Here is a 23,996-nt window from a genome sequence, read left to right on the forward strand (position 1 = left end):
CCGCTGCGCACGGGCGTGGTCACGGCCGCGCCGCCGGTGCAGGTCCAGCCGTCCAGGCCGGACTCGAACCCGCCGTTGCGGGCGAGTTCCGCGTCGGCCGCACGGGCGGCCGACGAGATGACGGTCAGACCGGGCACGGCGAGAGCCGCGGCGGTGACCAACGCGATCAGCGGACGACGCGTCAGTGGTCTGGAGCGATCCACAAATGCCTCCGGACATGGGGGAGATGGGGAGGGCGGAGCGCGTTCAACTTGGTCCAGACCAATGTGGTTGTCAACCCCTCGCGCGGATCACCTCTCGCGCGCACCACCGCTCGCCCCCCGTCCATGGGCGCCGGGAAGACCGGGGACCCGTCGTGCCGCGCCGGTCCCCGGCCTTCGAGCGGCCTCCGGGACCCACGGCTCCACCGCTTCGTGCGGCGCGGCGCCGGGTGCCGGGGCAGGTGGTCCATGACCTCGCGCGCCCGGCTCGGCCCCGTGGTCCACCGGGTCATCGGCTCCGTCCTGTGACCCGCCCGGGACGAGGGGTTCGCGCAGGGCGGGCGGATCCCTGAGTGCCCTCGGGGGCCGGCGGGTCCGCGCGCACGACCGGCGTCCGCACCTGCTGGGCGCCGGGCCCGTCCGCCGGGACGCGCGGGGCGGCCGGTGCGCGGGACGACGCGCCGGGGTCCGGGGCATGTCCGAACTCCTTCCGGACCACGGCGCGTTGGCTGCGGTGCTGCGGTTCTGCGGTTCTGCGGTGCTGCGGTGCTGCGGCCCGGCCCGGGCGGTCCCGGCCGTCACCCCTCGGGCGGCCGTGGTCCGCCGGGCGGGCCGGGTCACAGGGGCGGGTGGCTGATCAGGTGGTCGTCCTCCGTCGTCGCCAGGAGGCGGCCCGCGTACGACGCCAGCAGCACGGCGGGCGGGAACGGGACGGCCGGGGTGAAGGGTTCGGGGACGGTGGTCGGAGGGCGGGTGCGGAGGCCGTCGGGGGTCAGGGCGTGCAGCCGGGCGTTGAGCACGGTCAGGGAGGCGGCCTTGGCGGCGGAGCCCAGCGGGGCCCACGCGGCCGTCGCGTCCCCGGCCGGGCGGTGGTGCAGGGCGTCGTCGTGCGCGGTCACCGCGAACAGGGTGTTGTCGCACATCGCGAGCGCCGTCGTCCCGGCGGGCACCGGCCCCACCGGCACCCAGGGCGCCGCCTCCGGCACCGGATCGCGGTACAGGAGACGGTCGTCGGCGGAGACCGCGAGCAGCGCCAGCGGCAGCGGGTGGCACGCCTCGCGCGCGGAGGTCAGGCAGCGGATCTCCGGTGCCGGTCCCGTGGCGGGCGGGCAGGGCGTCCAGGGCAGGTTCTGGTCGGACGGCTCACGGTGCAGCAGGGTCCGGCCGTCCTCCGCCACCGCGAACAGCAGCCCCTCGCAGGCGGTGAGCGCCCGCAGCCCCGGTGCACGGCCCACAGTGTGCCAGCGGGGGGCGGGGGCCGCTTCGGAGAGGCGGTCCAGGACGTTGCGGGTGACCCGGTCCACGGCCGGATCGCCCAGCGCCCTGCACCAGTTGATGGTGGCCGCGTTGAACACGGTGCCGCCGCCCAGCCGGAAGACCCCCATGGTGGCCCAGCCGCCCTGGCCGTACCGCCGCCAGTGCCGCAGGTCGGCCGTGGCCAGCACGGCGAACGAGCGGGGGGTGCCGTCCCGCCCGGTGGGCCGGGGTACACCGAGCGACCAGTCCAGTTCGGCCGCGTCGGTCTCGTAGCCGAGCGCGCCCAGGGCGAAGGAGTCGCCGTCGGACAGGCCCGTGCCCTCGAAGACCCAGTGGTCGGCGAAGCGGACGGTGTACGCCTCCCGGCCGATCACCGCCATGCCCTCGCCCCACGCGCCCGCGCCGTGCCGGAAACTGACCCCGGTCATGGTGTTCTCGGGCCGGTCGACGGGGGAGCTGGACCACTCGACCGTGGCGCGCCTCGGGTCCACGGCGGTGACCGGGTCGGCGGCGGCGTCGCGGTGGCAGACCATGGTGCGCCCGCCGTCCTCCAGACGGATCTGCCACCAGGAGGTGTTGGCCGCGAAGACGGCCAGGTTGCCGCCCCGGCGGACGAACTCCTCGACGCTGTCGCGCATCCCGGCCGACCAGTACTCGTCGTGCCCGTTGACGACCAGCAGGCGATAGGCGGAGAGGAGTTCCGCACCGTCGTCCAGGTCGAAGCCCGAGCAGAACTCGACCTCGTACCCGGCGCGCGGCAGCCAGCGCAGCAGCGGCTCCTCCCAGCGCTCCGGCGGCGGGCCGCCGCCCGGCCCGGTCAGGGAGACCCGGGCGGCTCGGTGCGGCTGTTCGGCGTAGTAGATGCTGCGGCCCGGTTCGCCCGCCCGGTGGTACGCGCGCCAGGTGGCGAACGGGACGGAGACCAGGACGGTGGCGGCGGCGCCGGGCCGGGCGGCGCGGACCACGAACCAGACCTCGTGCTCGGCGTCGCGCTCCGGTTCCGGGACCTCCGGCCGGTCGTCGTGGAAGCTCGCCCGGTACAGCGAACTCGCCCAGTCCCCGGGGACGTCGAGGGTCCACTCGGTGCCCCGCACGGGTTCCCGCAGCACCTCCCGGTCACCGACGACGTCCGTGACGACGACCCGGCCGGTGAGGGGGCCGCCGTCGCCCGCGGCCAGTCCGAAGCGCATCCGGCCGCCCTGGACGCAGGAGGTGGAGTCCGTCCGGGCGACCGGGCGGGCCGCCCGCCCCGCGCTCATCGCCCGGCGCCTTCGGCGGCGGCCGCGCCCCGGTGGGCGGAGAGCAGCGCGGGCAGATCGGCCAGCCGGGGCGGGGAACCGGCCGCCGAGGCGGTCAGCACCTCCTCCAGCGCGCCCAGATGGGCGTGCACCGCCTCCGGCGGCAGATACGCGGTGTCGGCGGTGAGCGTGACCGTCAGCGCGGTGTCGTCGCCGGTCAGATGGAGGCAGTAGCGGCACGCGACGCGGTCCTGGGTCGCCGGGAAGTCCAGCACGGTCCGGGCCCGCAGCGCGGCCAGTTCGTCCGCGTCCGGCGCGGGCGCGGGGACCGCGTGGCGTTCCGCGAGCCGCATGTCGTTGAAGCAGCAGTACGGGTGGACCTCGGTGCCGCGCTCCCGGGAGGCCCGCTCCAGCAGCGCGTCCCAGTCGGCCGGGTCATAGGCGGCGGCCCGGTATCCGGCGAGGGCGGCCGGCCAGGCCAGCGGCAGCAGGTCGGTGAAGACAGCCCCTCCGCCGTCCGGCCGGTCCGGGTCCTCCGGCAGGCGCAGCACGAACAGGGCGTCCTGGGACAGGGTGCTGACCAGGGTGCGGTGGTCCTGCGCGGCCCGGTTGCCCGCGATCGGCATCATGGCCGCCACCCGGTGCCCCTGGTCGGCGGCGACGAGCGCGGTCGCGGCCGTGAGCAGGACGGTGGAGCCGCTGACGCGGTGCCCGGCGGCCAGCGCGTCCACGGCGCGGGGCAGGGCGGCCGACACCAGCCGTCCGGTCCAGAACCGGGGGGCGCGCGGCGGGGCGGCCGGTGTGGGGAACATCGTCGGCGGCGCCTGCCGCAGCCCGGACTCCCAGTGGTCCAGGGCCGCCCGGCTCGCCCGGCGCCCGGCGGGGGAGTCCTGGCGCAGCGCGAGGTCGTACGGGGTCGCGGCACAGGCGGCGCCGGCCGAACCGCGGCGCACCAGCAGCCGCAGGTCCCGCACCAGCACCTCGGCGCCGTGCCCGTCGGCGGCCAGGTGGCACAGGGCCAGGACGACATGGGTGATCCGGCCGCCGGTGCCGCGCACGGCGCCGATCCGCACCGGCCACTCCGTCCCGTAGGCGAAGCGGCGGGAGGTGAGCGAGGCCAGCAGTTCCTCGGCGGCGGGCCCGGTCCGCGCGGGATCGGGCTCGTCGCGGACGGTGACCTCGATGCGGCCCTCGGCGCACAGCCGCTGGCGCGGTGTGCCGTCGGCGTCCGAGGGGAAGCGGGTGCGCAGCGACTCGTGCCGGGTGAGCAGCGCGGTGAGGGCCGCCGTCAGCCGTGCCCCGTCGACGGGGGCGCCCCGGTCGGCGAGGGGGAGGACCCGGCCGATGTTGAAGTAGTGGTCGTTGGGCGCGGTGCGGCGCACGGCGTGCCAGATGGCGCGCTGGCCCCAGGTGAGGGGCGCGTCACCGGCACGGGCGCCGGTGAACGGGACGGTGAGCGGGGCGGGCCGGCCCGGGGGCGGCCCCGACGGCGCTCCCGCCGCCGGGGCGCCCGGGTCCGCCGCCCGCGGCGCCGGGGCCTTCGGGGCCGCCGCCGTCACGGCGCGCCCGCCGAGGTCAGGCGCTCGACATGGGCCGTGAGACCGTCCAGGCCCCCGGTGTGCAGGGCGGGGTCGCCGAGGTCGACGAGGATGCCGAACTCCTCCTCCAGGCCGTCGGCCAGCCGCAGCAGGGCGAGCGAGCCGACCCCCAGCGCGGCCAGGGGCTCGGTGGAGGCGAGGAGTTCCTCGGCGGAGAGCATGCCGTCGGTGGCCCCGGAGACCAGCTCGGCGAGGCGGTGGCGGAGCGGCGCGGGAGCGGCGGGGGCGGTCACCGGGAGCCCCCGGCGGTGTCGGCGGCGGTCTGCTCGGCCAGCCGGCGGCGCAGGCTCAGCGGGCGGATGTCCGGCCACACCCGGTCGACGTGGGCGGCGCACTCCTCCTCGGTGCCGCTGAAGCCCTCGGCGCGCCAGCCCGCGGGCAGCGGGGCCACCTCCGGCCACAGGGCGTGCTGTTCCTCGTCGTTGACGGCCACGAGGTAGCGGGTCTCGTCGCTCATGGGGCTACTCCTTGCACAGTGCGGTGACGGCGGCGGCGACGCCGTGCACGGTCGGGGTGTCGAAGAAGACGTCCAGGGGGACGTCCACGCCGAACTTCTGGTGGACGCGGGCGGCGATGGCGGTGATGGTCAGCGAGTGGCCGCCGAGGTCGAACAGGTCCTCGTCGGGCCGCAGGTCGTCCAGTTCCAGGACCTCCCGCCAGATGGCGAGCACCGCCTCGGTGACCGGGCCGTTCTCCTCCGCCGCCCCGCCGGGACCGGCCGGGGGTGCCTCCGCGCGGACCGGGGCGGGCTCGGGCAGCGCGGCGCGGTCCAGCTTCCCGTTGGGGGTCAGCGGGAAGGCGTCCAGGACGACGTAGGCGCCGGGCAGGACGGCCGCCGGGAGGGTGGCCGCGAGATGGGCGCGCAGGGCGTCCGGACCGGGCGCGGGGCCGAGGGGGACGACATAGGCGGTCAGCCGCAGGTCGGTCCCGGTGCCGTGGAGGGCGGCGGCGGCCTGGGCCACGCCCGGGTGGGCGGCCAGCCGCGTCTCGATCTCCCCGAGTTCGATCCGGTGGCCGCGCAGCTTGACCTGGGTGTCCGACCGGCCCAGGTACTCCAGCCCCGCGCCGGGCAGCCGGCGCACGAGGTCACCGGTGCGGTAGAGGCGGGAGCCGGGCGGCCCGTAGGGGTCGGGGACGAAGCGGGCGGCGGTGAGCCCGGGGCGGTGCCGGTAGCCGTGGGCGACACCGGCGCCGCCCAGGTAGAGCTCACCGGGCAGCCCGTAGGGGACGGGGTGCAGCCGGGCGTCGAGCACATAGGCCCGGGTGTTGGCCACCGGCTCGCCGATGCCGACCCGGCCCTCGGCGGTGAGGGCGGGCTCCGCCAGGGTGGACCAGATGGTCGTCTCGGTCGGCCCGTACACGTTGACCAGGCGGGCGGTGGCCCCGGCCAGCGCGGTGGCCAGCGGCGGGGGCAGCGCCTCGCCGCCGGTGAGCGCGGTCAGTCCCGGGGCGGCGCCGGTCAGGCCCGCGTCCAGGAGCAGCCGCCAGCCGCTGGGGGTGGCCTGGGCGTGGGTCACGCCCTCGGAGCGGAGCAGCTTCAGGAGCGCGGGGCCGTTGCGGTGGTCGCCCTCGGGGACGAGGACGACGCGTCCGCCGGTGATCAGCGGCAGCAGCAGTTCGACGGCGGAGATGTCGAAGGAGAGCGAGGTCAGCCCGAGCCAGCGGTCCTGCGGACCGGAACCGAGGTGGTCGCGGAGCGAGGCGAGGACGTTGGCGAGCGCCGAGTGCGGCACCTCCACGCCCTTGGGGCGGCCGGTGGAGCCGGAGGTGTACAGCACATAGGCGGCGTGCTCGGGACCGGGCCCGGTGGGCAGCGCGGGGACCCCCGCCCCCGCTCCCGGGGCGTCCCGGGGGGCCAGCTCCGCCGGAGCGAGGTCGCCGGGGCCCTCGGGACGCTCGGTGATCCGCAGCGCCAGCCGCGCGTCGGAGCGGATGAACTCCAGCCGCTCGGCGGGGTATCCGGGGTCGAGCGGCAGATACGCCGCCCCCGAGGCCAGGACGGCGAGCACGGCGACGAGCTGGTCCCGGCCGCGGGGCAGGGCGATGCCGACCAGCGTTCCCGGACCCGCCCCGCGGCGGCGCAGCGCGGCGGCGGCGTGGGCGACCAGGCGGGCCAGCTCCCCGTAGCCGAGGCTCTCCCCGTCGCCGACGACGGCGACGGCGCCGGGGTCCGCGGCGGCCCGCGCGGCGAACAGCGCGGGCACGGTGGTGGCCGCGAGCCCGGGCCGCGGCTCCGGAGCGCAGAGCTGGGCGCCCCGTTCGGCCAGCCCCAGCAGCGGCAGGTCGCCCAGGGCGGTGCCCGGCTCGGCGAGGGCACCGTCCAGCAGGGTGCTCCAGTGCCCGGCGATCCGCTCGGCCGCCGCGGGGGTGAGCGCGTCGGCCCGGTACTGGAGGCTGACGTCGATCTCGCCCGCGCTGTCCACGAGCTGGAGGTGGAGCAGATTGCGCACGGTCCCGGCGAAGCCCATCCAGCGGACCGAGGCGGTCAGCCCGGCGCCGAAGTCGGGCGCGGCGGTGACCGGGCGGCGCCGGTAGCTCAGCGACAGCGGGGTCAGCGCGGTGCGCGGGGTCAGCCCCCGGACGGCGCGGCCCAGCGGGACGGCGCGGTGCCGGTACAGCGCGCGCAACTCGTCCCGGACACCGCGGGCCCAGACGGCGAACGGGGTGCCGGGGTCCGGCGCGGTGACCAGCGGCAGCTCGTTGACGGCGAGACCGATTCCGACCGGGTCCCCCGGGCGGCGCAGGGACAGCTCGACGGCGGTGGCCGGGGCGGCGGAGCCGTAGCGGGCGAGCAGCGCGTGCCACGTCGCGGTGAGCAGTTCGAAGCGGGTGACGCCGAGTTCCTGCGCCCGGTCGTCCAGGGCGAGGGCGCGCTCGCCGTCGATGCGGAAGGAGGTCTCGGCGCCGGGCGCCGGGACGGTGCCCGGGTCGGTGAGCGGGGCGAGTCCGGGCAGCACGGGCACCCCGGTGTCGTGCGGGCGCTCCGCCCAGTGCGCGGTGGCGGCGGCGACGGCGTCGGCGCCGGGCTCGCCGCCCGGCAGCGGGGCGGCGGGCGGCAGCGGCTCGCCCCGGTAGGCGGCGGCGAGGTCGTCGACCAGCCGGTCCTTGGACTCGCCGTCGAAGACGAGATGGTGCGCCGTCAGCAGCAGGACGTGCCGGAACGGGCCGGTGCGGAAGAGGGCGAAGCGGTGCAGCGGCCCGGCCACCGGGTCGAAGGGCCGGGACCGCTCCCGGTCGAGCAGCTCCTCCAGCTGCCCGGGGGCACAGCTCACGGGGCGGGGCGGGGCCGGCGGCGCGGCGGGCCGGGTGGTGCCGTCCGGGGCCACCGCGACGCCCAGGGCGGGATGGTGCGCGGCGACGGCCGCGCAGGCGGCGGCGAGCGCGTCGGCGTCGAGGGTGCCGGTCAGCTCGACGGTCACCGCCAGGTGGTAGGCGGCTCCGGCGCGCAGGGTGCGTTCGGTGAGCCAGACGCCGTGCTGCGCCGGGGTGAGCGGGGCGGTGCCGAGCGGCGCGGTGCGGGGAGGGATCATCGGGTGGCCTCGCGGGGTTCTTGGGTGAGCAGTCGGCGCAGTTCGCGCTTGAGGACCTTGCCGCCCTCGTTGCGGGGCAGCGCATCGAGGAACAGCACGGTGGCGGGGAGTTCGTGGACCGCGAGCCGGTCCAGGAGGAAGGTCCGCAGCCCGGCGGCCGTCAGCTCGCCGTCCGGGACGACGACGGCGGCCACGACGCTGCCGAGCACGGGGTGCGGGACGCCCACGGCGGCGGCGTCCAGGACCCGGGGGTGGGCGTGCAGGGCGTCCTCGACCTGGAGCGTGGAGACCTTGTGCGCACCGGACTTGACCACGTCGCGCTCCCGGTCCAGCAGGTGGAGGAAGCCGTCCCCGTCGATCCGCCCGAGGTCGCCCATCCGCACCCAGCGGCCCCGGAACACCTCGCCGTCCCGCTCCCCGAGATAGGCGCGGGGGGAGGTGGGGGAGCGCAGCCAGAGCTCGCCCGGCTCCCCGGCCCCCGCGTCCCGCCCGTCGGGGCCGGTCACCCGCAGGTCCGCCAGGGAGGCGGGGCGGCCGGGGGAGCCGGGTCGGGCGGGGTCGAAGAGCAGGGTGATCTGGGCGGGCGCGGCCTCGGTCGAGGTGTAGTAGTTGACGATCTGGGCGCGCGGGAAGGCCCGGTCGAGACCGAGCGCCACGGGCTGCGGCAGGGCGGCGGCGGTGGAGCCCACCAGCCGCACCCCGTCCAGCGCGCCCGAGGCGGTGGCCGCCGCGAGGGCGGGCGAGGCGAGCAGCTCGATCGCCATGGCGGGGACCAGGAAGACGCTGCCCGCCCCGTGCTCGGCGATCAGCCGCAGCAGGCGCGCCGGGGTGAAGTACGGCGCGGTGACGCACCGGGCGTGCGCGTTCAGCGCGTTGACGAGCATGGTCTGCCCGGCGTTGGTGCCGACCGGGAAGGCGTGCACGAAGGAGTCGGAGTGGCGCAGCGGGCGCCGCCGGGGGTCCAGGGTGCAGCCGTGCGCCAGGTTGGCGTGCGTGGCCACGACTCCCTTGGGGGTGCCGGTGGTTCCGGAGGTGTAGAGGATCTGCGCGGGCGCCCCCGGGTCGGGTGCGGGCGGCTCCGGTTCGCCGGGAGCCGCGTCGGCCACCGCCGCCGTCTCGGTCAGCGCGCGGACGCCGGCGGGGGTGCCGGGCGGCGCGTCCGGCCCGCCGTGCAGGACGAGGCGCGCCCCGGAGTCGGCCAGGACGTGCGCCGTCGCGGCGGGCGCCGACCGGTCCGACAGCGGCACCGCGACCGCCCCGGCGCGCAGGACGGCGAGGAACGCGACGGCGAACTCCGTCCAGCCGCCCGCCCCGTAGGACAGGGCGACCCGGTCGCCGGGCGCGGTCCCGGCCGCGCGCAGCGCCCCGGCCAGCGCGCCCGAACGGGACTGCCAGGAGGCGAAGTCGAGCCGGGCGGCGCCGCTGACGACGGCCGTGCGGTCGCCCTGCTCGGCGGCGCGGTGGGCGAGGAGCGCGGGCAGGGTGGCGGGGGAGTGGTTCACGGCGCGACCGCCTTGGCGCGGCGGGCGGCGGCCGTGCGGGCCCGCTCGCGCAGCCCGACCAGGTCGTCGGGTTCGGCGTCGGGGACCTCCCGGTCGAAGCGGGCCAGCACCGGCAGCCGCAGCCCGAGGGCGACCAGTCCGAGCATGGCGAGCCCGAACAGGACGTACATCAGGGCGATGCCGCGCCCCGGGCCGGTGCCGATCAGCGGGCCGAAGACCGGGGCGAGCGCTCCGCCCCGCTCCATCAGCGGGCCGAACAGGGAGGAGCCGAGCGGGGCGATGACCCCGTGGCCGAGCGGCAGTGTGGACCAGGCGACCAGGGTGTTCAGGGCGAAGACCCGGCCGTGGAACCGCTGGGGCACCTTCACCTGGACGATGGTCGAGTAGACGCCGTTGACCATGGACAGCGCGAAGGACATGCCGAACGCCCCGGCGGCGATCACCCACAGGCTGGCGTGCAGTCCGGTGACCGCGCCGGCCAGGGCGAGCAGCCCGGCGAGGCCGAGCATGCCCCGCAGCCGCTGGCGGCGCGGACCGCCCCAGAAACCCATGACGATGCCGCCGAGGATCGCCCCGGCCCCGCCCGCGACGGCGACCCGGGCCGCGCCCGACAGGTCGTCGAAGGCCAGGACCATGGGCGTGGTGAGCAGGAACAGCGGGGACAGGAAGATGTTCAGGCCCGCGAACCAGAGGAGCATGGCCCGGAATCCCCGGTTGCGCCAGGACAGCGCGAAGCCGTGCTTGATCTCGGAGACCAGCGACTCGCGCCGCGTCCAGGGCAGTGTCCGGGGGAACTTGACGGCGAGGAGGATGCCGATGGCCACGACGTAGCTGATCACGTCGATGATCAGGATGCCCTTGAGGCCGATCGCCGCCATCAGCGCCACCGCGACCAGCGGGACGACGAACTGGGCGGTGCCGAAGGCGAGCTGGATGATGCCGTTGGCGTGGCCGAGGTACTGCTTGGGGACGATCTGCGGTACGGCGGAGGCGTAGGCGAGCCGTTGGAAGGTCAGGGCGACGGAGAGCACCCCGAGCAGGACGTAGACCTCCCAGGAGTGCAGTTGGCCGAGGAGCAGCAGGGTCAGCAGCCCGGCCTGGGTGGAGCAGGCGGCGATGTCCCCGGCGAGCAGCACCTTGCGCCGGTCCAGCCGGTCGACGAGGGCGCCGGCCAGCGGGCCGACGAGGATGCCGGGCACCATCGCGACCACCGCGTACAGGGCGTAGCGGGTCAGTGAGCCGGTCTGGAGCAGGATCCAGATGGGCAGGGCGAACTCGGTCAGCGCGGAGCCGGTGATCGAGGCGAGCTGTCCGGAGGCGACGAGGAGGAAGCGGCGCATGCTGGGCTGCGGCCCGTCGTCCCCGGCGGTGGTCGCCGCCCTGGACCGGGTGCCCGTCCCGGGCGCTCCCGGGCCCGCCGGGGCGGTGGCGGCGGTGCCCGCGCCGTCGGCGCCGGTGTCCCCGGTGGTTCCGGTGCGCCCGGCCCCGGCTTCCTCGGCGGCGGTACCGGCCGCCGTGCCGGGGGCGTCCGCGGCGTCCGCGGCGTCCGCGGCATCCGTGCCGTCCGTCCCGTCTCCGGTCCCCGGCCCGTCCGCGGGGCCGGTCTCGGCGTGGAACCACCAGGAGTTGTCGGGGTCGGGGGCCGGCAGGGCGGCGGTGGTGCCGTCGAGGACGGCGGTGTGCACGGTGGTGATGGCCTCGGCCACCTCGGCGGCCCGGTACTTGAGGAAGAAGTGCCCGCCCTGGTCGAGGACGGCGACGGCGGACCGCTCGGCCAGCAGCAGCCACTCGCGGTAGCGCTCCTGGTAGAAGTCGGCGGCCGGGTCCTGGTCGCCGATCAGCGAGACCAGCGGGGCGCGCAGCCGGGGGGCGCCGGCGGCGACCTCGGCGATGGCGCGGGTGAAGTACTCCTCGGCCGCCTGGGAGTCGCGGCGCATGTTGCCGATGATGAACCTGGTCTGCTCCTCGCCCAGTTCGGAGGTGTCGACCCCGAGCCCGGTCAGCCAGTTCAGATAGACCCGGTCGCCGAGCAGCGGCTCCAGTGAGGCGAAGCGGCTGAGCGCGCTCAGCAGACGGCTCTGCGGCCGGGCGAAGGGGAACTGGGCGCCCGCGTAGACCGCCTCCAGCTCCTGCCCGGCGGCCTCCAGGAGCCGGGAGACGGCGATGGCCAGGGCGGTGCCCACCCCGCAGTGCCCGTAGACCACGACGGGGCCCTCGACGCGCTCGGCGACCTCGACGGCGACCCGTTCGGCCAGCTCGTCGAAGGGCAGCGGCTCCTCGGTGAGTCCCACGTCGTGCCCGGGGATCGCCACCGCCCACAGCTCCGTGTCGGGGGGCAGCGCGTCCGCGATGGGCTGGTAGACGACGGCGCTGCCGCCGCCGTACGGCACGCACACATAGGTGCGGGTGCGGCGGGCGGCCGGGACCGGCGGGGTGAGCCGGTGCAGCAGCGGCCTCGGGGTGTCGTCGTGCTCGTCCCGGGCGGCGACGGCGGCCAGGTCGCGGACGGTGCGGTGGGTGAAGAGATCCATGACGCTGATCGGCCGCGCCCCGGCCTCGCCGAGCCGGTTGCGGGCCTTGGCGACGACCTGGGTGGCCAGCAGGGAGTGCCCGCCGAGGTCGAAGAAGTCCTCGTCGGTGCCGACCTCGGTCAGCCCCAGCACCTCGGCCCAGATCGCGGCGAGCACGTGTTCGGCCGGGGTCGCGGGCCTGGTGGCGCCCCCGGCCCGCTTGATCTGGGGCGCGGGCAGGGCACGGCGGTCCAGCTTGCCGTTGGGGGTGAGCGGCAGGGCGGGGACGACGGCGAAGGCGGCCGGGACCTGGTGGTCGGGCAACACGCGCTTGAGGGCGGCCCGCAGCGCGGCGGGCTCGGGCTCCTCGGCACCGGGGGCGGCCACCAGATAGCCGACGAGGCGCTTGTCGCCGGGCCGGTCCTCGCGCAGCACGACGGCGGCGTCGGCGATGTCCGGCCGGGCCCGCAGCGCGGCCTCCGTCTCGCCGGGCTCGATCCGCAGTCCGCGCAGCTTGACCTGCTGGTCGATCCGGCCGAGGTGCTCAAGGGTGCCGTCGGGGCGGCGGCGGGCCAGGTCCCCGGTGCGGTAGAGGCGGGAGCCGGGCGGCCCGTAGGGGTCGGGGACGAAGCGGGCCGCGGTCAGTCCGGGCCGCCGGTGGTAGCCGAGGGCGACGGCGGTGCCGCCGATGTGGAGTTCGCCGGGGGCGCCGGGCGGCACCGGCCGCAGGGCGGCGTCGAGCACGTAGAGCCGGGTGTTGTCGATGGGCAGCCCGATCGGCACCGTCTCCAGCGGGCCTTCGCACTCCCAGGAGGAGACGTCGACGGCGGCCTCGGTGGGACCGTAGAGGTTGGCGACGGAGCAGTGCGGCAGACGGGCGGTCAGCTCCCGGGCGGCGTCGGGCGGCAGGGCCTCGCCGCTGCTGATGACACGGCGCAGCCCGGTGCAGCGCTCGATGCCCTCCTCCGCGAGGAGCACGGTGAGCATGGCGGGCACGAAGTGGGCGACGGTGATCCCGGCCTCGGCGATGACGTCGCGCAGATAGCCGCTGTCCTTCTGGCCGCCGGGCTTGGCGAGCACCAGCCGGGCGCCGGAGATCAGCGGCCAGAAGAACTCCCAGACGGAGACGTCGAAGCCGGAGGGCGTCTTCTGCAGGACGGCGTCCCCGGGCCCCATCCGGTAGGTCTCCTGCATCCACTGGAGCCGGTTGGCGATGGCCCGGTGGGTGTTGGGGACGCCCTTGGGACGGCCGGTGGAGCCGGAGGTGTAGATCAGATAGGCGGTGTCGTCCGGACGGGGGCCGGCGGGTCCGGTGCGGGCCTTCGGCCATTCGGCCGGGTCGTCCAGGAGCAGCACCTGGGCCGCGCAGCCGTCCGGGGTGGGCAGCCCGCGCTGGGTGAGCAGCACCGGCGCGTCGCTGTCCGCCAGCAGGAAGGCGAGGCGCTCCGCGGGGTAGCCGGGCTCCAGCGGGGTGTAGCCGGCGCCCGCGCGCAGGATGCCGAGGAGCCCGGCGACCAGCTCCGGCGAGCGTTCGGCGCTGATCGCGACGAGGCTGCCCGGGCCGACCCCCTCGGCGGCCAGCCGGGCGGCGATCCGGTCGGCCAGCGCGTCGAGTTCGCGGTAGGTGAGGGCCGGACGGTTCTCCATCGCCACGGCGACCGCGTCGGGGGTGCGGGCGATCTGCTCGGCCACCAGGGCGGTCAGGGTGGTCGCGGGGCGGTCCACGGCGGTCTCGTTGAAACGCCGGGTCTCGAAGTCCCTTTCCTCGTCGGTGAGACCGCCCAGGGCCGACAGCGGGGTGTCGGGGGAGTCCGCGGCGGCCCGGAGGAACCGGCCGAGGTGCCCGGAGAGGCGGGCGATGTCGGCCTCGTCGAACAGGTCGGTGTTGTAGTTGAAGGAGCCGTCGAGACCGTGCGGCCACTCCTGGAGGAAGAGCTCCAGGTCGAACCGGGTGCCGGCGGCGCGCACCCCGAACGACTCGACGGTGAACGGGAGTTCGCCCGTCGCGTCGCGCTGGGTGGCGTAGTTCTGCACGGCGAGGACGGCCTGGAAGACCGGCGGCCGGGAGACGTCCCGGGGGACCTTCAGTTCGCTCACCAGCTGGGCGAACGGCAGGTCCTGGTGGGCGTAGGCGTCCAGGCAGGTGTCGCGGGTGCGGCGGATCAGCTCACCGAAGGAGGGGTCGCCCTCCAGCCGGGCCGGGAGCGCGAGGACGTTGACGAACATGCCGACGAGCGGTTCGAGTTCGGGCTCGGGGCGCCCGGCCACGGGCGAGCCCACGGCGAAGTCGCGCTGCCCGCTGTAGCGGGACAGGAGCGTCTGGAAGGCGGCCAGCAGCACCATGTAGACGGTCGCGTCGTGGCGGTGGGCGAGCGCGGAGAGCCGGTCCAGGAGCGCGCGGTCCACGGAGAAGGAGAATCCGGCGCCCTCGAAGGTCTGGCGGGGCGGGCGCGGACGGGAGAAGGCCAGCTCCAGCGGCTCGGTGCCGGCCAGTGCCCCGGCCCAGTGGGCGACCTCGGCGTCGAGCCGCTCACCGCTGAGCTGTTCGCGCTGCCAGAGAGCGAAGTCACCGTACTGGACGGCGAGTTCGGGCAGTGGGTCGGGCTCCCCGGCCACCCGGGCGGCGTAGCCGCGCAGGACCTCGCCGAGCAGGACCTCGCTGGACCAGCCGTCGCTCACGCTGTGGTGGACCACCAGCAGCAGGACGTGGTCGTCGTCGGCGAGGCGCACCAGGAGCGCCCGCAGCAGCGGGCCCTCCTCCAGGTCGAACGGGACTGCGGACGCCTCGTCGACCAGCCGCTCGGCCTCGTCCCGGCCGGAGGCATCCGCCAGTTCGAGGGCGGCGGGGCCGGGCGGGTCGATGACCAGGCGCGGGCGGCCGTCCTCGGTTGCGGGGTAGCGCGAGCGCAGCGTCTCGTGGCGGGCCACGCAGGCGTCCAGGGCGGCGCGCAGCGCGTCGGTGTCCAGGGCACCGCGCAGCCGCCGCACCACCGGGATGTTGTACGCGGCGGTGCCGGGGGCGTACTGCTCCATGAACCACAGCCGTTCCTGCGCGAACGACAGCGGAACGGGCGTGTCCGGGTCCCGGCGGGGCACGGTGGCGCGGGCCGGGGCGCGGGAGGCGAGCCGACGGCGCAGCAACTCCCGCTTGGCGGCGGAGAGTCCGGCACCCCGGGGGGCCGGCACGGAGGAGCGGGAGCCGTCGGCCGGGGCGGGCTCCGCGGCCGGGGTGGCCGGAGCCCGCCGCGCGGGAGCGGTGGGACCGGAGGCCGCGGGGGTGGTGGTGTCCGGGACCGCCGGGGTGGCGGGATCGGGGACCGCCGGGGCGGTGGTGTCGGCGCTCATGAGGTGGGCCGGCTTCCTTCCAGTGCGTCCTGCGCGGCGAGCAGTTCCTCGGCCGCCGCGTCCGACAGGCCGTCGATCTCGTCGGCCAGGGCGTCTTCGACGGCCTCCGCGAAGGCGGCCACGGTGCGGTGGGTGAACAGAACGCGCAGGGGGACGGCGAGGTCGATCGCGGCGCGGACGCGGGCGACGACACGGGTGGCGAGGAGCGAGTGGCCCCCGAGGTCGAAGAAGTCGTCGTGGGCGCCGACCGGGCCGGTGCCCAGCACCTCCCGCCACACGTCCGCGACCAGTTCCTCGGCCTCGGTGCGGGGCGGCACGTGCGCGGCGCGCAGTCGCGAGCCGGGGTCGGGCGCGGGCAGGGCGGCCCGGTCCAGCTTGCCGTTCGGGGTGAGCGGGAGGGCGTCGAGGACGACCAGCGCGCCCGGCACCATGTGCGGCGGCAGGACGGTGGACAACTCGGCGCGCAGCGCGCCCGGATCGGGCGCCCCGGCCCCCGGAGTTGGCACCAGGTGGGCGACCAGGGCATCGCCCCGGGCGGTCACCACGGCCTGGGCCACGCCGTCCACGGCGAGCAGGGCGGACTCGATCTCGCCGGGCTCGATCCGGTAGCCGCGCACCTTCACCTGGCCGTCGAGGCGGCCGAGGAACTCCAGCCGCCCGTCGGCGCGGCGGCGCACCAGGTCGCCGGTGCGGTAGCGCCGGGCGCCGGGTTGCCCGTCGGGGTCGGGCACGAAGGCGCGGGCCGTGGCGCCGGGCCGACCGAGGTAGCCGTCGGTCACGCCGGGGCCGCCGACGACCAGTTCACCGGGGGTGCCGGGCGGCACCGGCAGGCCGTGGCGGTCGAGCACGGCCAGGGTGGTCCCGCCGATCGGGCGGCCGATGGGCGGCCGGTGCCGGGCGTCGCCGTCGCCCAGGTCGGCGGTGGTGGCGATGACGGTCGTCTCGGTCGGGCCGTAGGAGTTGACCACCCGGACGGTGTCGCCGAACCGGTCCCGCCAGGCGGCGACGGCCTCGGGCCGCACCTGGTCGGCGCCGAGGATCAGCAGCCGCAACCCGGCCGGCCAGGGCGTCTCGTCGAGGTCCGCCACCAGATGGTGCCAGTACGGGGTCGGCAGGTCGAGGACGGTGATCCCGGCCGAGTAGGGCTCCGCGAGCTGGTCGGGGAGGGCGGCTCCGGGCCGCGCGGTGACCAGGACGGCACCGGCGGCGAGGGCGGGGAACACCTCCTCGGCGCTGGTGTCGAAGGACAGGGAGGCGTACTGGAGGACCCGGTCGTCCCCCGTCAGGCCGTACCCCTCGCGCATCCAGGCGACCCGGGCGGCGAGCGCGCGGTGCGGCACCAGGACGCCCTTGGGGGTGCCGGTGGAACCGGAGGTGTAGATGACGTAGGCGGGGTCGTCCGGTCCCGGCCCGGTGAGGGGGTCGGCGGGCGCCGCGGTCCGCTCCGGCGCCGCGGGCGGGGCGACCGGCAGGACCGGCACCCCTGCCGTCAGCCCCTCCACCGGCGCGCCGTCCGGGGTGAGCAGCAGCGCGGCGCCGCTGTCTCGGAGCATGAAGTCGAGCCGGGCGGCCGGGTACTCGGGGTCCAGGGGGAGGAATCCGGCGCCGATCCGCCAGGCGGCCAGCATCGCGACCACGGCCCTCGGCCCGCGCGGCAGGCAGAACGCGACCAGATCTCCCCGGCCCGCCCCGCCGGCCAGCAGCCGACCGGCCAACTCGCGGGAGCCGTCGGCGAGTCCGCCGCGGCTGAGGGTCTCGTCGGGCCCGGTCAGCGCGGTCGCGCCCGGCGCCTCGGCCGCGACCCGGTCGATGGTGTCGAGCACGGTCGGCTCGTACGGGGGGAGAGCGGGACCGGCGGCCTCCGCGCGCAGCAGCGCCAGGTCGTCGGCGTCCAGCAGCGGCAGCAGCCGCACCGGGGTGTCGGGGGCCGCCAGGGCGCCGCGCAGCAGCGTCTCGAAGCGGGCGGCGATCCGGGCCACCGCCGCGCCGTCCAGCAGATCGGTGCGGTGCCCGAAGACGGCGTGCAGATCGTCGCCGTCCGGCCGCACGTCCAGGGTGATTTCGAACTTGGCGGCGGTGTGCCCGCCGTCCGTCTCGGTGCACAGCAGATCCGCGAAGGCGTGCTCGTCGAGCGCCCCGCCGCTCTGGGTGTGCACCGTCAGCAGGGTCTGGAAGACGGGGGTGCGCCCGGTGTCCCGGTCCTGGCCCAGCTCCTCGGTGAGCCGCTCGAAGGGCACCCGGCCGTGGGTGAGGGCCCGCATCCAGTCTCCGCGTGTGCGGCGCAGCACGGCGTCGAAGGTGGGCGCCCCGGTGAGGTCGGCGCGCAGGACGACGGTGGAGGAGAAGTAGCCGACGGTCCGCTCGCTGTCGACGGTGGTGCGGGCCGCGGTGGGGACGCCGACACAGAAGTCGTCCTGGCCGGTGCAGCGGTGCAGCAGGGTCTCGTAGGCGGCGGCCAGCACCATGAACGGGGTCATGCGCCGGGCGCGGGCGAACGACTCCAGTTCCGGGCCCAGGCCGTGCAGCAGCCGGGTGTGGTAGGCGCCGTCGCTGCCGGGCACGGTGGGCCGGGGGCGGTCCAGTGGGAGTTCCAACGGCGGTGCGCCCGCCAGGAGTTCGCGCCAATGAGTGAGCGCGGCGGCGGCATCCGGGCCGTCCAGCCAGGCGCGCTCGGCGGCGGAGTGGGCCAGGTAGGAGGGCGGCTCGGGCAGTTCGGCCGCGTGGCCCGCCCGGTGGGCGGCGTAGTGCTCGGCGAGTTCGGCGCGCAGCAGGCCGAGGGACCAGCCGTCGGCGGCTATGTGGTGCAGGACGAGGCAGAACGTGTACGCCTCGTCACCGGTGCGCAGCAGGGCCGCCCGCAGCAGCGGGCCCCGGGCGAGGTCGAAGCCCGCGTTGGTCAGTGAGGCGACGGCTGCGGCCGTCGCCGCCTCGGGCTGTCCGCGCACGTCGCGCTCGTCCAGTGGGACCGGAGAGGGCGGGTCGATCACCACGTAGGGGCGTCCGTCGACGGCGGGGAAGCGGCTGCGCAGCGCCTCGTGCCGGGCCACCACCGAGTCCAGCGCCGCCCGCAGGGAGCCGGGGGCGAGGGGCCCGGTGAACCGCAGGACGAGCGGGATGTTGTAGGCCGGGTCACCCGGATCGAACTGGTCCAGGAACCAGAGGCGTTCCTGCCCCACGGAGAGCACGGCGGCATCGTCGCCCGGTCTCGGTCCGCCGGTCCCGGAGGGCAAGGAACGGGACTCCTGGTCGATTCTGGGCATGGTGCTCCTGGGGCCGTGCTGGGCTGGTGCCCGAGCCTGGCCGGAAACCGTGTACAGCGCTCGTGTGCGAGGCGGCGGATGCTCGGGTGTGGGAGGGTGCCCTCGTGGGGCGGCCGTGATGGCGATGATGCTAGGGAGCGACCACCCGCGAGGTCAATGGTCTGGACCATTAAGTTTATGCGTCCCGGACCGTACTCGCCGGTGTTCTTCCTGCGCACGGAGGCCCTGCGGGGGGCTGGGAGGGAAATACGGAGGCGCCGGCGCGTCGGCCCAGCCGCCTCGCCGTGCGGGCGCGCGCCCCTCCAGGGGGGTCGTGCCGTGAACGCTGGGCGGAACCGGATCCAAGTGCCGCCGCGTCAAACCTCCTTGAGGGGAAGCAGCCGAATTCCGGCCGAAATCCGTCCGCCGCGGGGGAGGGGGGAAACGGGGCCGTACGGGGCTGAAGGGGACACGCCGACGGCGCCCGACACCGCCCTCGCGGTGACCGGAACCGTGCCGTGGGCCGAGCGGGAATCCCGCCGTCCGGCAAGGGTGCCCGCCCGGATCTCTGTCGCTGGGGGCTGCCCGGGACACTCACGGCGGGTTCCGCTCCGGAATCCCGCCGGATGGGCACGAGTTCTGCCGCGAGGCACTGCCATGGAGCGGGTGGGGGGACTCCGTTCCGGACCCCCGACCCCCGGCCCCTGAACCCCGGGCCTTGAACCCCGGGCCTTGAACCCGTCGGAATCGGTGAACACTTCGGTCGCAGGTGTTCACGGATCGCGCGAAACGGGCCCGGTGCAGGGCGGTCGGCGGGTGGAATCCGGGCGGATGCCGGACGGTACGGAGTATTCCGCCGGTCCGGGCGGGACACTCCCCGTATGCCGAAGGGACTGCGCTGGGTGCTGGTCGTGCTCGTCCTGATCTGGAGCTTGTTCGCCTACCAGTGGTACGACAAGGGCTGCGACATCGCGGAGGCGTACACCGCGGTCCTGAAGTACGGAGTGCCCGAGGGACTCGAACCACTGCCCGCCTGCTACGGCTGAGCCGGTGGCCCGGTGATCGCGCCATGGGCGGGCACCGGCACGGTCGTGGACGATGGCGTCCGCCGAGTGGTGTAGCCGATGAAGCTGACGGAATCCCCAGGTCGCAGTCCGAAGGCCCTTGTCGGCGGCCCTGTTGGGGCTCCCTGAGCCGGGACCGGCGGTGATCGCACGACGGTACGCGGCGGCACGTGCGGGATGACTCCGAAGCGCAGTCGGCGGGCCCTGATCGGCTGCACCACGACGGGGGACGGGGCCTCGTGGACGGCCCGGCGCGCGGCCGGTCGCCGGGCGGATGCTCCGACGGGTGCCGCCCGGCAACGGTGTGGGTGCCGCCGTCCCCGGGCGGGCGGCACACGCAGGGCGGCGGAGCCCCGCCGGGGACCCCACCGCCCTCGAACGCTCAGTCGCCCGCGCGCACTCAGCGGCCCGCGCGCACGCTCAGCCGCCCGCGAGGAGCCGCTCCGCCGCCGCTGCCGTCGCCGGGTGCCGGGACACGAGGAGCGCGCCGACCGGGGCCCCGGAACCGGGCGCAGCCCACGTCCCCTCGCAGCCCAGCAGCTCCGCCACCGCGTCGCAGGCCGCCGGGTGCCTGCCCAGCAGCGCGGCACCGCGCGGGCCCGCGCCCTGCCCGCCGTCCCCGGCCGCGCGGCGCACGGGCACCTGGACCGGGGGCGTGCGCCACGGCGGTGTCCACGCGTCCAGCTCCGCCAGCCGCCCGGGGAAGATCCGCCCCGCCTCCCGGACCAGCAGCGGCGCCAGCTCCCCGGCGCCCGAGCGCAGCGTCGTGATCAGCAGGGGCAGCCACGGCAGCAGCACCGCGTCCGGCAGCCGCCCGAAGGCGTTGGACACCGCCTCCACCACCACGTCCGCCAGCGCCGGCACCGGCTCCAGCGCGTGCACGAAGCCGCTGAGGTACTGCGGATAGGTGGGCACCACCAGCGGGTTGTCGAGCAGTTCGTCGCAACGGGAGCGCAGCTCCGCCCGGGACAGCGTGCCGATCCGCACCCGCGCCGCCCACAGCAGGGCCGTCTTCGACGGGTCCTCCGGATGCGACTGGGCGACGGCCAGCTCCAACTGGGTCCGGTCGCAGCCCAGGGAGAGTGCCAGCCCTTCCATGCCGAACAGGAAGCCCAGCATCGCCGCGACCTGCCCGACCGTCGCGTCCTCGTCCCGGAACGCCATCGGCAGCAGCGTGCAGTAGTGCGCGTACCCGGTCCGGACGAAGGACTCGATCCACGCCGGGAGCGCCGGTTCGCCGGTGCGGTAGTACGCCAGCAGGGTCCGCACCCGGCGCAGCACCTCCGGCGCCCCGTCGACGCCGCGCTCGGTGGCGAGGACCTTCAGCGCGTGATGGCCCAGCTCCTCCGCCAGGCGCCGGCCGCCCAGGTACAGCGTCGCGTCCTCGACGGCGGCCAGCACGCCCGCCGCCGTCGCGCCGGGCGCGTACGCGTCCCGCCGCAGCCGCTGCTCCAGCACCTGCTCGATGCTGACGCCCTCGTAGCCCAGCTCGATCAGCGCCCGCTGATGGGTGCCGAGGGCGAGGTCCCACGACTCCTGCACCGAGCGCTCGCCGAGCCGCCGCTCGCCCATGACCGGACGGGCCGCGCCGTGCGGCAGCAGCCGCCGCAGCATCCACAGCACGTCCGAGCAGGCGTTCAGTTCCGGCTGGGCGGTCATGTCCAGCAGGGCCCGCCGCACCCCGCGCTGCTGGAGCTTCAGCCCGAGCGGCGCGAGCCGGTCGTGCACGTCCCGCGCCAGCGGGGGCAGCGCCTCGTAGCCGACCTGGCCGATCCGGTCGCCGCCCATCATGATCTCGACCAGCCGGCGCACGTCCCGCCGCCCGGGGACGCGGTCCTTCTCGATGCAGGTGACGGCCGCGTCCTGGAAGTCGTACGGGGTCGGCTTGGCGCGGTCGCGCATCCCGGCGAGCAGAATCGACGTCTCGAAGACGGCGATGGCGTCGGCGGTCGAGGCGAGATAGCCGTTGCGCCGGGCCGCGTGCACGATCCCCACGGACCAGCCGAGCAGCTCGGCCTCGTCCAGCCCGTCCAGCACCGGCGGGCGGCGCAGGAAGCCCGACAGCCGGTCCGTGTCCTCGGTCCGCGCCGGGACGGGCACCGCGGGCGCCGGGACGGGCACCGCGGGCGCCGGGGCCGCCGCCTTCGCCGTGCTCTTCCCGGCACCCGCCTGGCCGGCCAGCCGGAACGGCCGCACCCGGGCCCGCTTGAGGCCCTTGGCCCACTCCGTCGCCGCGATCGACACCGAGCCCGGGGCGAGACCGAACTGCGCCTCGATCGCCGCGTGGCTGGACGGGATCAGCCCGTACTGCCAGACGGTGTCCGTGCGCGGCGTGACGGTGAAGCCGCCGCTGCCGCCGACGCCGAACTCCTCGACCCGGCTGGCCGCGTGGAAGGCCCCGCAGACGTAGAGGCAGTCGGCCGGGTCGGTGCCGGTGGCCGCCAGGTGCTCGCGCATCCTGGTCCACATGTGGCGCTCGCGGTCCTCGTCCACCCGCAGCCGGTCGCCGTCGCCCGGGGCGAGCCTGCGGAACAGGCTGCCGATCAGGAACATGACCTGGCGGTAGGTGTCGTGACCGGCGGAGCCGTCGGCGAGCGGCACCTCGACGTACTGGTGCCACCACTCCGACCAGTGCCGCACCCTGCCGTGGCGCAGCAGATGCCGCTCCAGCTCCGCGAAGCGGGGCCGCAGGTCGCCGATCTCCACGCCGACGGCCTCGCCGTGCAGCGCGGCCTCCGGCTCGGCCGGCGCCCCGTCGTCCTGCGGGCCGGGCCCGCCGGTGCCCCGGTCACGGCCCTCCCACTGGAAGACGTGGTCGGCGGAGCGGTCCACCAGGACCAGTTCCACCCCCGGGGTGTCCAGGGCGTAGGCGATGGCCTGGTACTCGGCGGACGCCTCGGTCATCGGCGCGACCACCGACAGCGGGGCCCAGTCGGCGGGGAAGCCGTCCACGTCGCCGGCGAAGGCCTGCACCGCCACCGGCAGCCGGCAGTTGCGCAGCTCGGTCAGGAGCGGTGCCATGTCCTCGCACATCTCCAGGTACACGACCCTGGGCCGCTTCTCGCGCAGCCGCCGGGCCATGGCTGTCGCCGAGGCGGGGGAGTGGTGGCAGACGGGGAAGATCTCCAGGGGCTCGCGGGACGCCCGGTCGACGTCGTCGACCATGCCCAGCAGGATCTCCTCCAGGGCGTCCGGCCCGCCCGCGAAGGCGGTCGCCGCCTCCCGCAACTGCCCCCGCAGCGCGCCGAACGCGCCGCCTTCCCCGGGTGCCCCGCCGGTGACCGGGGCGTCGTCCGGGGCCCCGCCGGTGGCGGGACCGCTCTCCAGGACCCCGCTCACGACAGGGTGGCGATCGCGTCGCGCCCGCCCTCGAGGAACTCCGGCCAGGAGCCGCCCTGTTCCCTGCTGCGCGGCTCGACCACGCCGTGCAGGTACTTGTTGAGTATCGCCAGGTCCTCCGGCTCGCGGCGGGTCAGTGAGCCGACGAGTGAGGAGGCCAGGGTACGGGCGGTCAGGGCGCTCTCACCGAAGAAGTTGCCGTGCAGGACGGCGTCCTCCAGGACGCCGATCTGCTCGGCCGTCGACAGGGCCGACTCCAGCTTCTCGTCGTCGCTGCCGGCCGCCGCGGCGGACGCCCGCAGGTCCGCGAAGCTCTGGAGCAGCACGTCCAGCAGGGTCGGCGGCACGTCCAGGTCGATCGAGTGCCGGCGGAGCAGCTCCTCGGTGCGGAAGCGGACGATCTCCGCCTCGCTCTTCTTGTTCGTCACGACCGGGATGCGCACGAAGTTGAAGCGCCGCTTGAGCGCGGACGACAGGTCGTTGACGCCGCGGTCCCGGCTGTTGGCCGTGGCGATGATCGAGAAGCCGGGCTTGGCGAAGACGATGTTGTCGTCACCGCCGCCGCTCTCCAGCTCGGGCACGGAGATGTACTTCTCGGAGAGGATCGAGATCAGCGCGTCCTGCACATCGCTCGTGGACCGGGTCAGCTCCTCGAAGCGGCCGATGGTGCCGGTCTCCATCGCGGTCATGATCGGGGAGGGGATCATCGACTCCCGGGACTGGCCCTTGGCGATGACCATGGACACGTTCCACGAGTACTTGATGTGGTCCTCGGTGGTGCCGGCGGTGCCCTGCACCACCTGGGTGGAGTTGCGGCTGATGGCGGCGGACAGCAGCTCCGCCAGCCAGCTCTTGCCGGTGCCGGGGTCGCCGATCAGCAGCAGACCGCGGTCCGAGGCGAGGGTGACGATGGACCGCTCGACGAAGCTGCGGTCACCGAACCACTTCTGCGCGACCTCCCGCTCCAGGCCGTCCGAGCGCTCGGAGCCGAGGATGAACAGGCGGACCATCTTGGGGGACAGGCGCCACGAGAACGGCTTGGGGCCGTCGTCGACGGACTCCAGCCAGTCGAGTTCCTCGGCGTACTTGATCTCGGCGGGGGCGCGCAGCAGGTCGGACATGTCGAAAGGGCCTTTCCGTACGGTGGTCATCACGGGCGACGCGGGCGTACGCC

At 75.9% G+C, this 23,996-nt stretch carries 11 protein-coding genes and 1 pseudogene; 1 reads left to right on the forward strand and 11 read right to left on the reverse strand.

From position 1 onward, the window contains the following. The 9 genes and pseudogenes from GTY84_RS19330 to GTY84_RS19370 all read right to left on the reverse strand — a co-directional run. Positions 1–203 (reverse strand): annotated as a pseudogene (locus GTY84_RS19330) (chitinase); the annotation flags it as partial. Positions 204–817: 614 nt separating this feature from the next. Continuing rightward, positions 818–2,647, reverse strand: coding sequence for a N,N-dimethylformamidase beta subunit family domain-containing protein (locus tag GTY84_RS19335; RefSeq protein ID WP_161227602.1), 1,830 nt, complete (start codon positions 2,645–2,647; stop codon positions 818–820). A 65-nt stretch (positions 2,648–2,712) separates the two neighbouring features. Further along, a complete protein-coding gene (locus GTY84_RS19340; RefSeq protein ID WP_161227555.1) occupies positions 2,713–4,254 on the reverse strand; it encodes a condensation domain-containing protein in 1,542 nt (513 codons plus the stop codon). Beyond that, on the reverse strand, positions 4,251–4,526 hold the full coding sequence (locus GTY84_RS19345; protein WP_161227556.1) for a phosphopantetheine-binding protein: 276 nt from the start codon (positions 4,524–4,526) through the stop codon (positions 4,251–4,253). Before GTY84_RS19345 ends, GTY84_RS19340 begins: the two co-directional genes overlap by 4 nt. Continuing rightward, on the reverse strand, positions 4,523–4,750 hold the full coding sequence (locus tag GTY84_RS19350) for an MbtH family NRPS accessory protein (protein ID WP_161227557.1): 228 nt from the start codon (positions 4,748–4,750) through the stop codon (positions 4,523–4,525). The genes GTY84_RS19345 and GTY84_RS19350 overlap by 4 nt, the downstream gene beginning before the upstream one ends. A 4-nt stretch (positions 4,751–4,754) precedes the next feature. Continuing rightward, positions 4,755–7,823 carry a non-ribosomal peptide synthetase gene (locus GTY84_RS19355; RefSeq protein WP_161227558.1) on the reverse strand — a complete coding sequence of 1,023 codons (3,069 nt, stop codon included), beginning with the start codon at positions 7,821–7,823 and terminating at the stop codon, positions 4,755–4,757. After that, positions 7,820–9,325 (reverse strand): class I adenylate-forming enzyme family protein, encoded by a 1,506-nt coding sequence (locus GTY84_RS19360; protein WP_345943486.1) that lies wholly within the window; start codon positions 9,323–9,325, stop codon positions 7,820–7,822. Before GTY84_RS19360 ends, GTY84_RS19355 begins: the two co-directional genes overlap by 4 nt. After that, the gene (locus tag GTY84_RS19365) at positions 9,322–15,180 is read right to left on the reverse strand and encodes a non-ribosomal peptide synthetase/MFS transporter (protein ID WP_237532402.1); all 5,859 of its coding nucleotides are present in this window, start codon (positions 15,178–15,180) and stop codon (positions 9,322–9,324) included. Before GTY84_RS19365 ends, GTY84_RS19360 begins: the two co-directional genes overlap by 4 nt. Continuing rightward, positions 15,177–18,440, reverse strand: a complete 3,264-nt coding sequence (locus tag GTY84_RS19370) for a non-ribosomal peptide synthetase (protein ID WP_161227559.1) — start codon at positions 18,438–18,440, stop codon at positions 15,177–15,179. Before GTY84_RS19370 ends, GTY84_RS19365 begins: the two co-directional genes overlap by 4 nt. A gap of 860 nt (positions 18,441–19,300) precedes the next feature. On the opposite strand from GTY84_RS19370, the gene GTY84_RS19375 reads away from it, so the two are divergent. Further along, positions 19,301–19,465, forward strand: a complete 165-nt coding sequence (locus GTY84_RS19375; RefSeq protein ID WP_161227560.1) for a hypothetical protein — start codon at positions 19,301–19,303, stop codon at positions 19,463–19,465. Between the two features lie 438 nt (positions 19,466–19,903). Here the strand turns inward: GTY84_RS19375 and GTY84_RS19380 are convergent, their stop codons facing one another. Next, a complete protein-coding gene (locus GTY84_RS19380; RefSeq protein WP_237532405.1) occupies positions 19,904–22,648 on the reverse strand; it encodes a DUF5682 family protein in 2,745 nt (914 codons plus the stop codon). Between the two features lie 170 nt (positions 22,649–22,818). Beyond that, positions 22,819–23,943 carry an AAA family ATPase gene (locus tag GTY84_RS19385; protein WP_161227561.1) on the reverse strand — a complete coding sequence of 375 codons (1,125 nt, stop codon included), beginning with the start codon at positions 23,941–23,943 and terminating at the stop codon, positions 22,819–22,821. Between the last annotated feature and the right edge of the window lie 53 nt (positions 23,944–23,996).

The organism is Streptomyces sp. SID8352 (assembly GCF_009862265.1).
In the GTDB taxonomy this organism is placed as follows: domain Bacteria; phylum Actinomycetota; class Actinomycetes; order Streptomycetales; family Streptomycetaceae; genus Streptomyces.

What these genes read in the sequence shown, in the direction of transcription:
- GTY84_RS19335 (WP_161227602.1), bottom strand. Translation starts at nt 2,647, where the DNA reads ATGCGCTTCGGACTGGCCGCGGGCGACGGCGGCCCCCTCACCGGCCGG.
- GTY84_RS19350 (WP_161227557.1), bottom strand. Translation starts at nt 4,750, where the DNA reads ATGAGCGACGAGACCCGCTACCTCGTGGCCGTCAACGACGAGGAACAG.
- GTY84_RS19355 (WP_161227558.1), bottom strand. Translation starts at nt 7,823, where the DNA reads ATGATCCCTCCCCGCACCGCGCCGCTCGGCACCGCCCCGCTCACCCCG.
- GTY84_RS19365 (WP_237532402.1), bottom strand. Translation starts at nt 15,180, where the DNA reads ATGAGCGCCGACACCACCGCCCCGGCGGTCCCCGATCCCGCCACCCCG.
- GTY84_RS19370 (WP_161227559.1), bottom strand. Translation starts at nt 18,440, where the DNA reads ATGCCCAGAATCGACCAGGAGTCCCGTTCCTTGCCCTCCGGGACCGGC.
- GTY84_RS19375 (WP_161227560.1), top strand. Translation starts at nt 19,301, where the DNA reads ATGCCGAAGGGACTGCGCTGGGTGCTGGTCGTGCTCGTCCTGATCTGG.
- GTY84_RS19380 (WP_237532405.1), bottom strand. Translation starts at nt 22,648, where the DNA reads ATGGTCGACGACGTCGACCGGGCGTCCCGCGAGCCCCTGGAGATCTTC.
- GTY84_RS19385 (WP_161227561.1), bottom strand. Translation starts at nt 23,943, where the DNA reads ATGTCCGACCTGCTGCGCGCCCCCGCCGAGATCAAGTACGCCGAGGAA.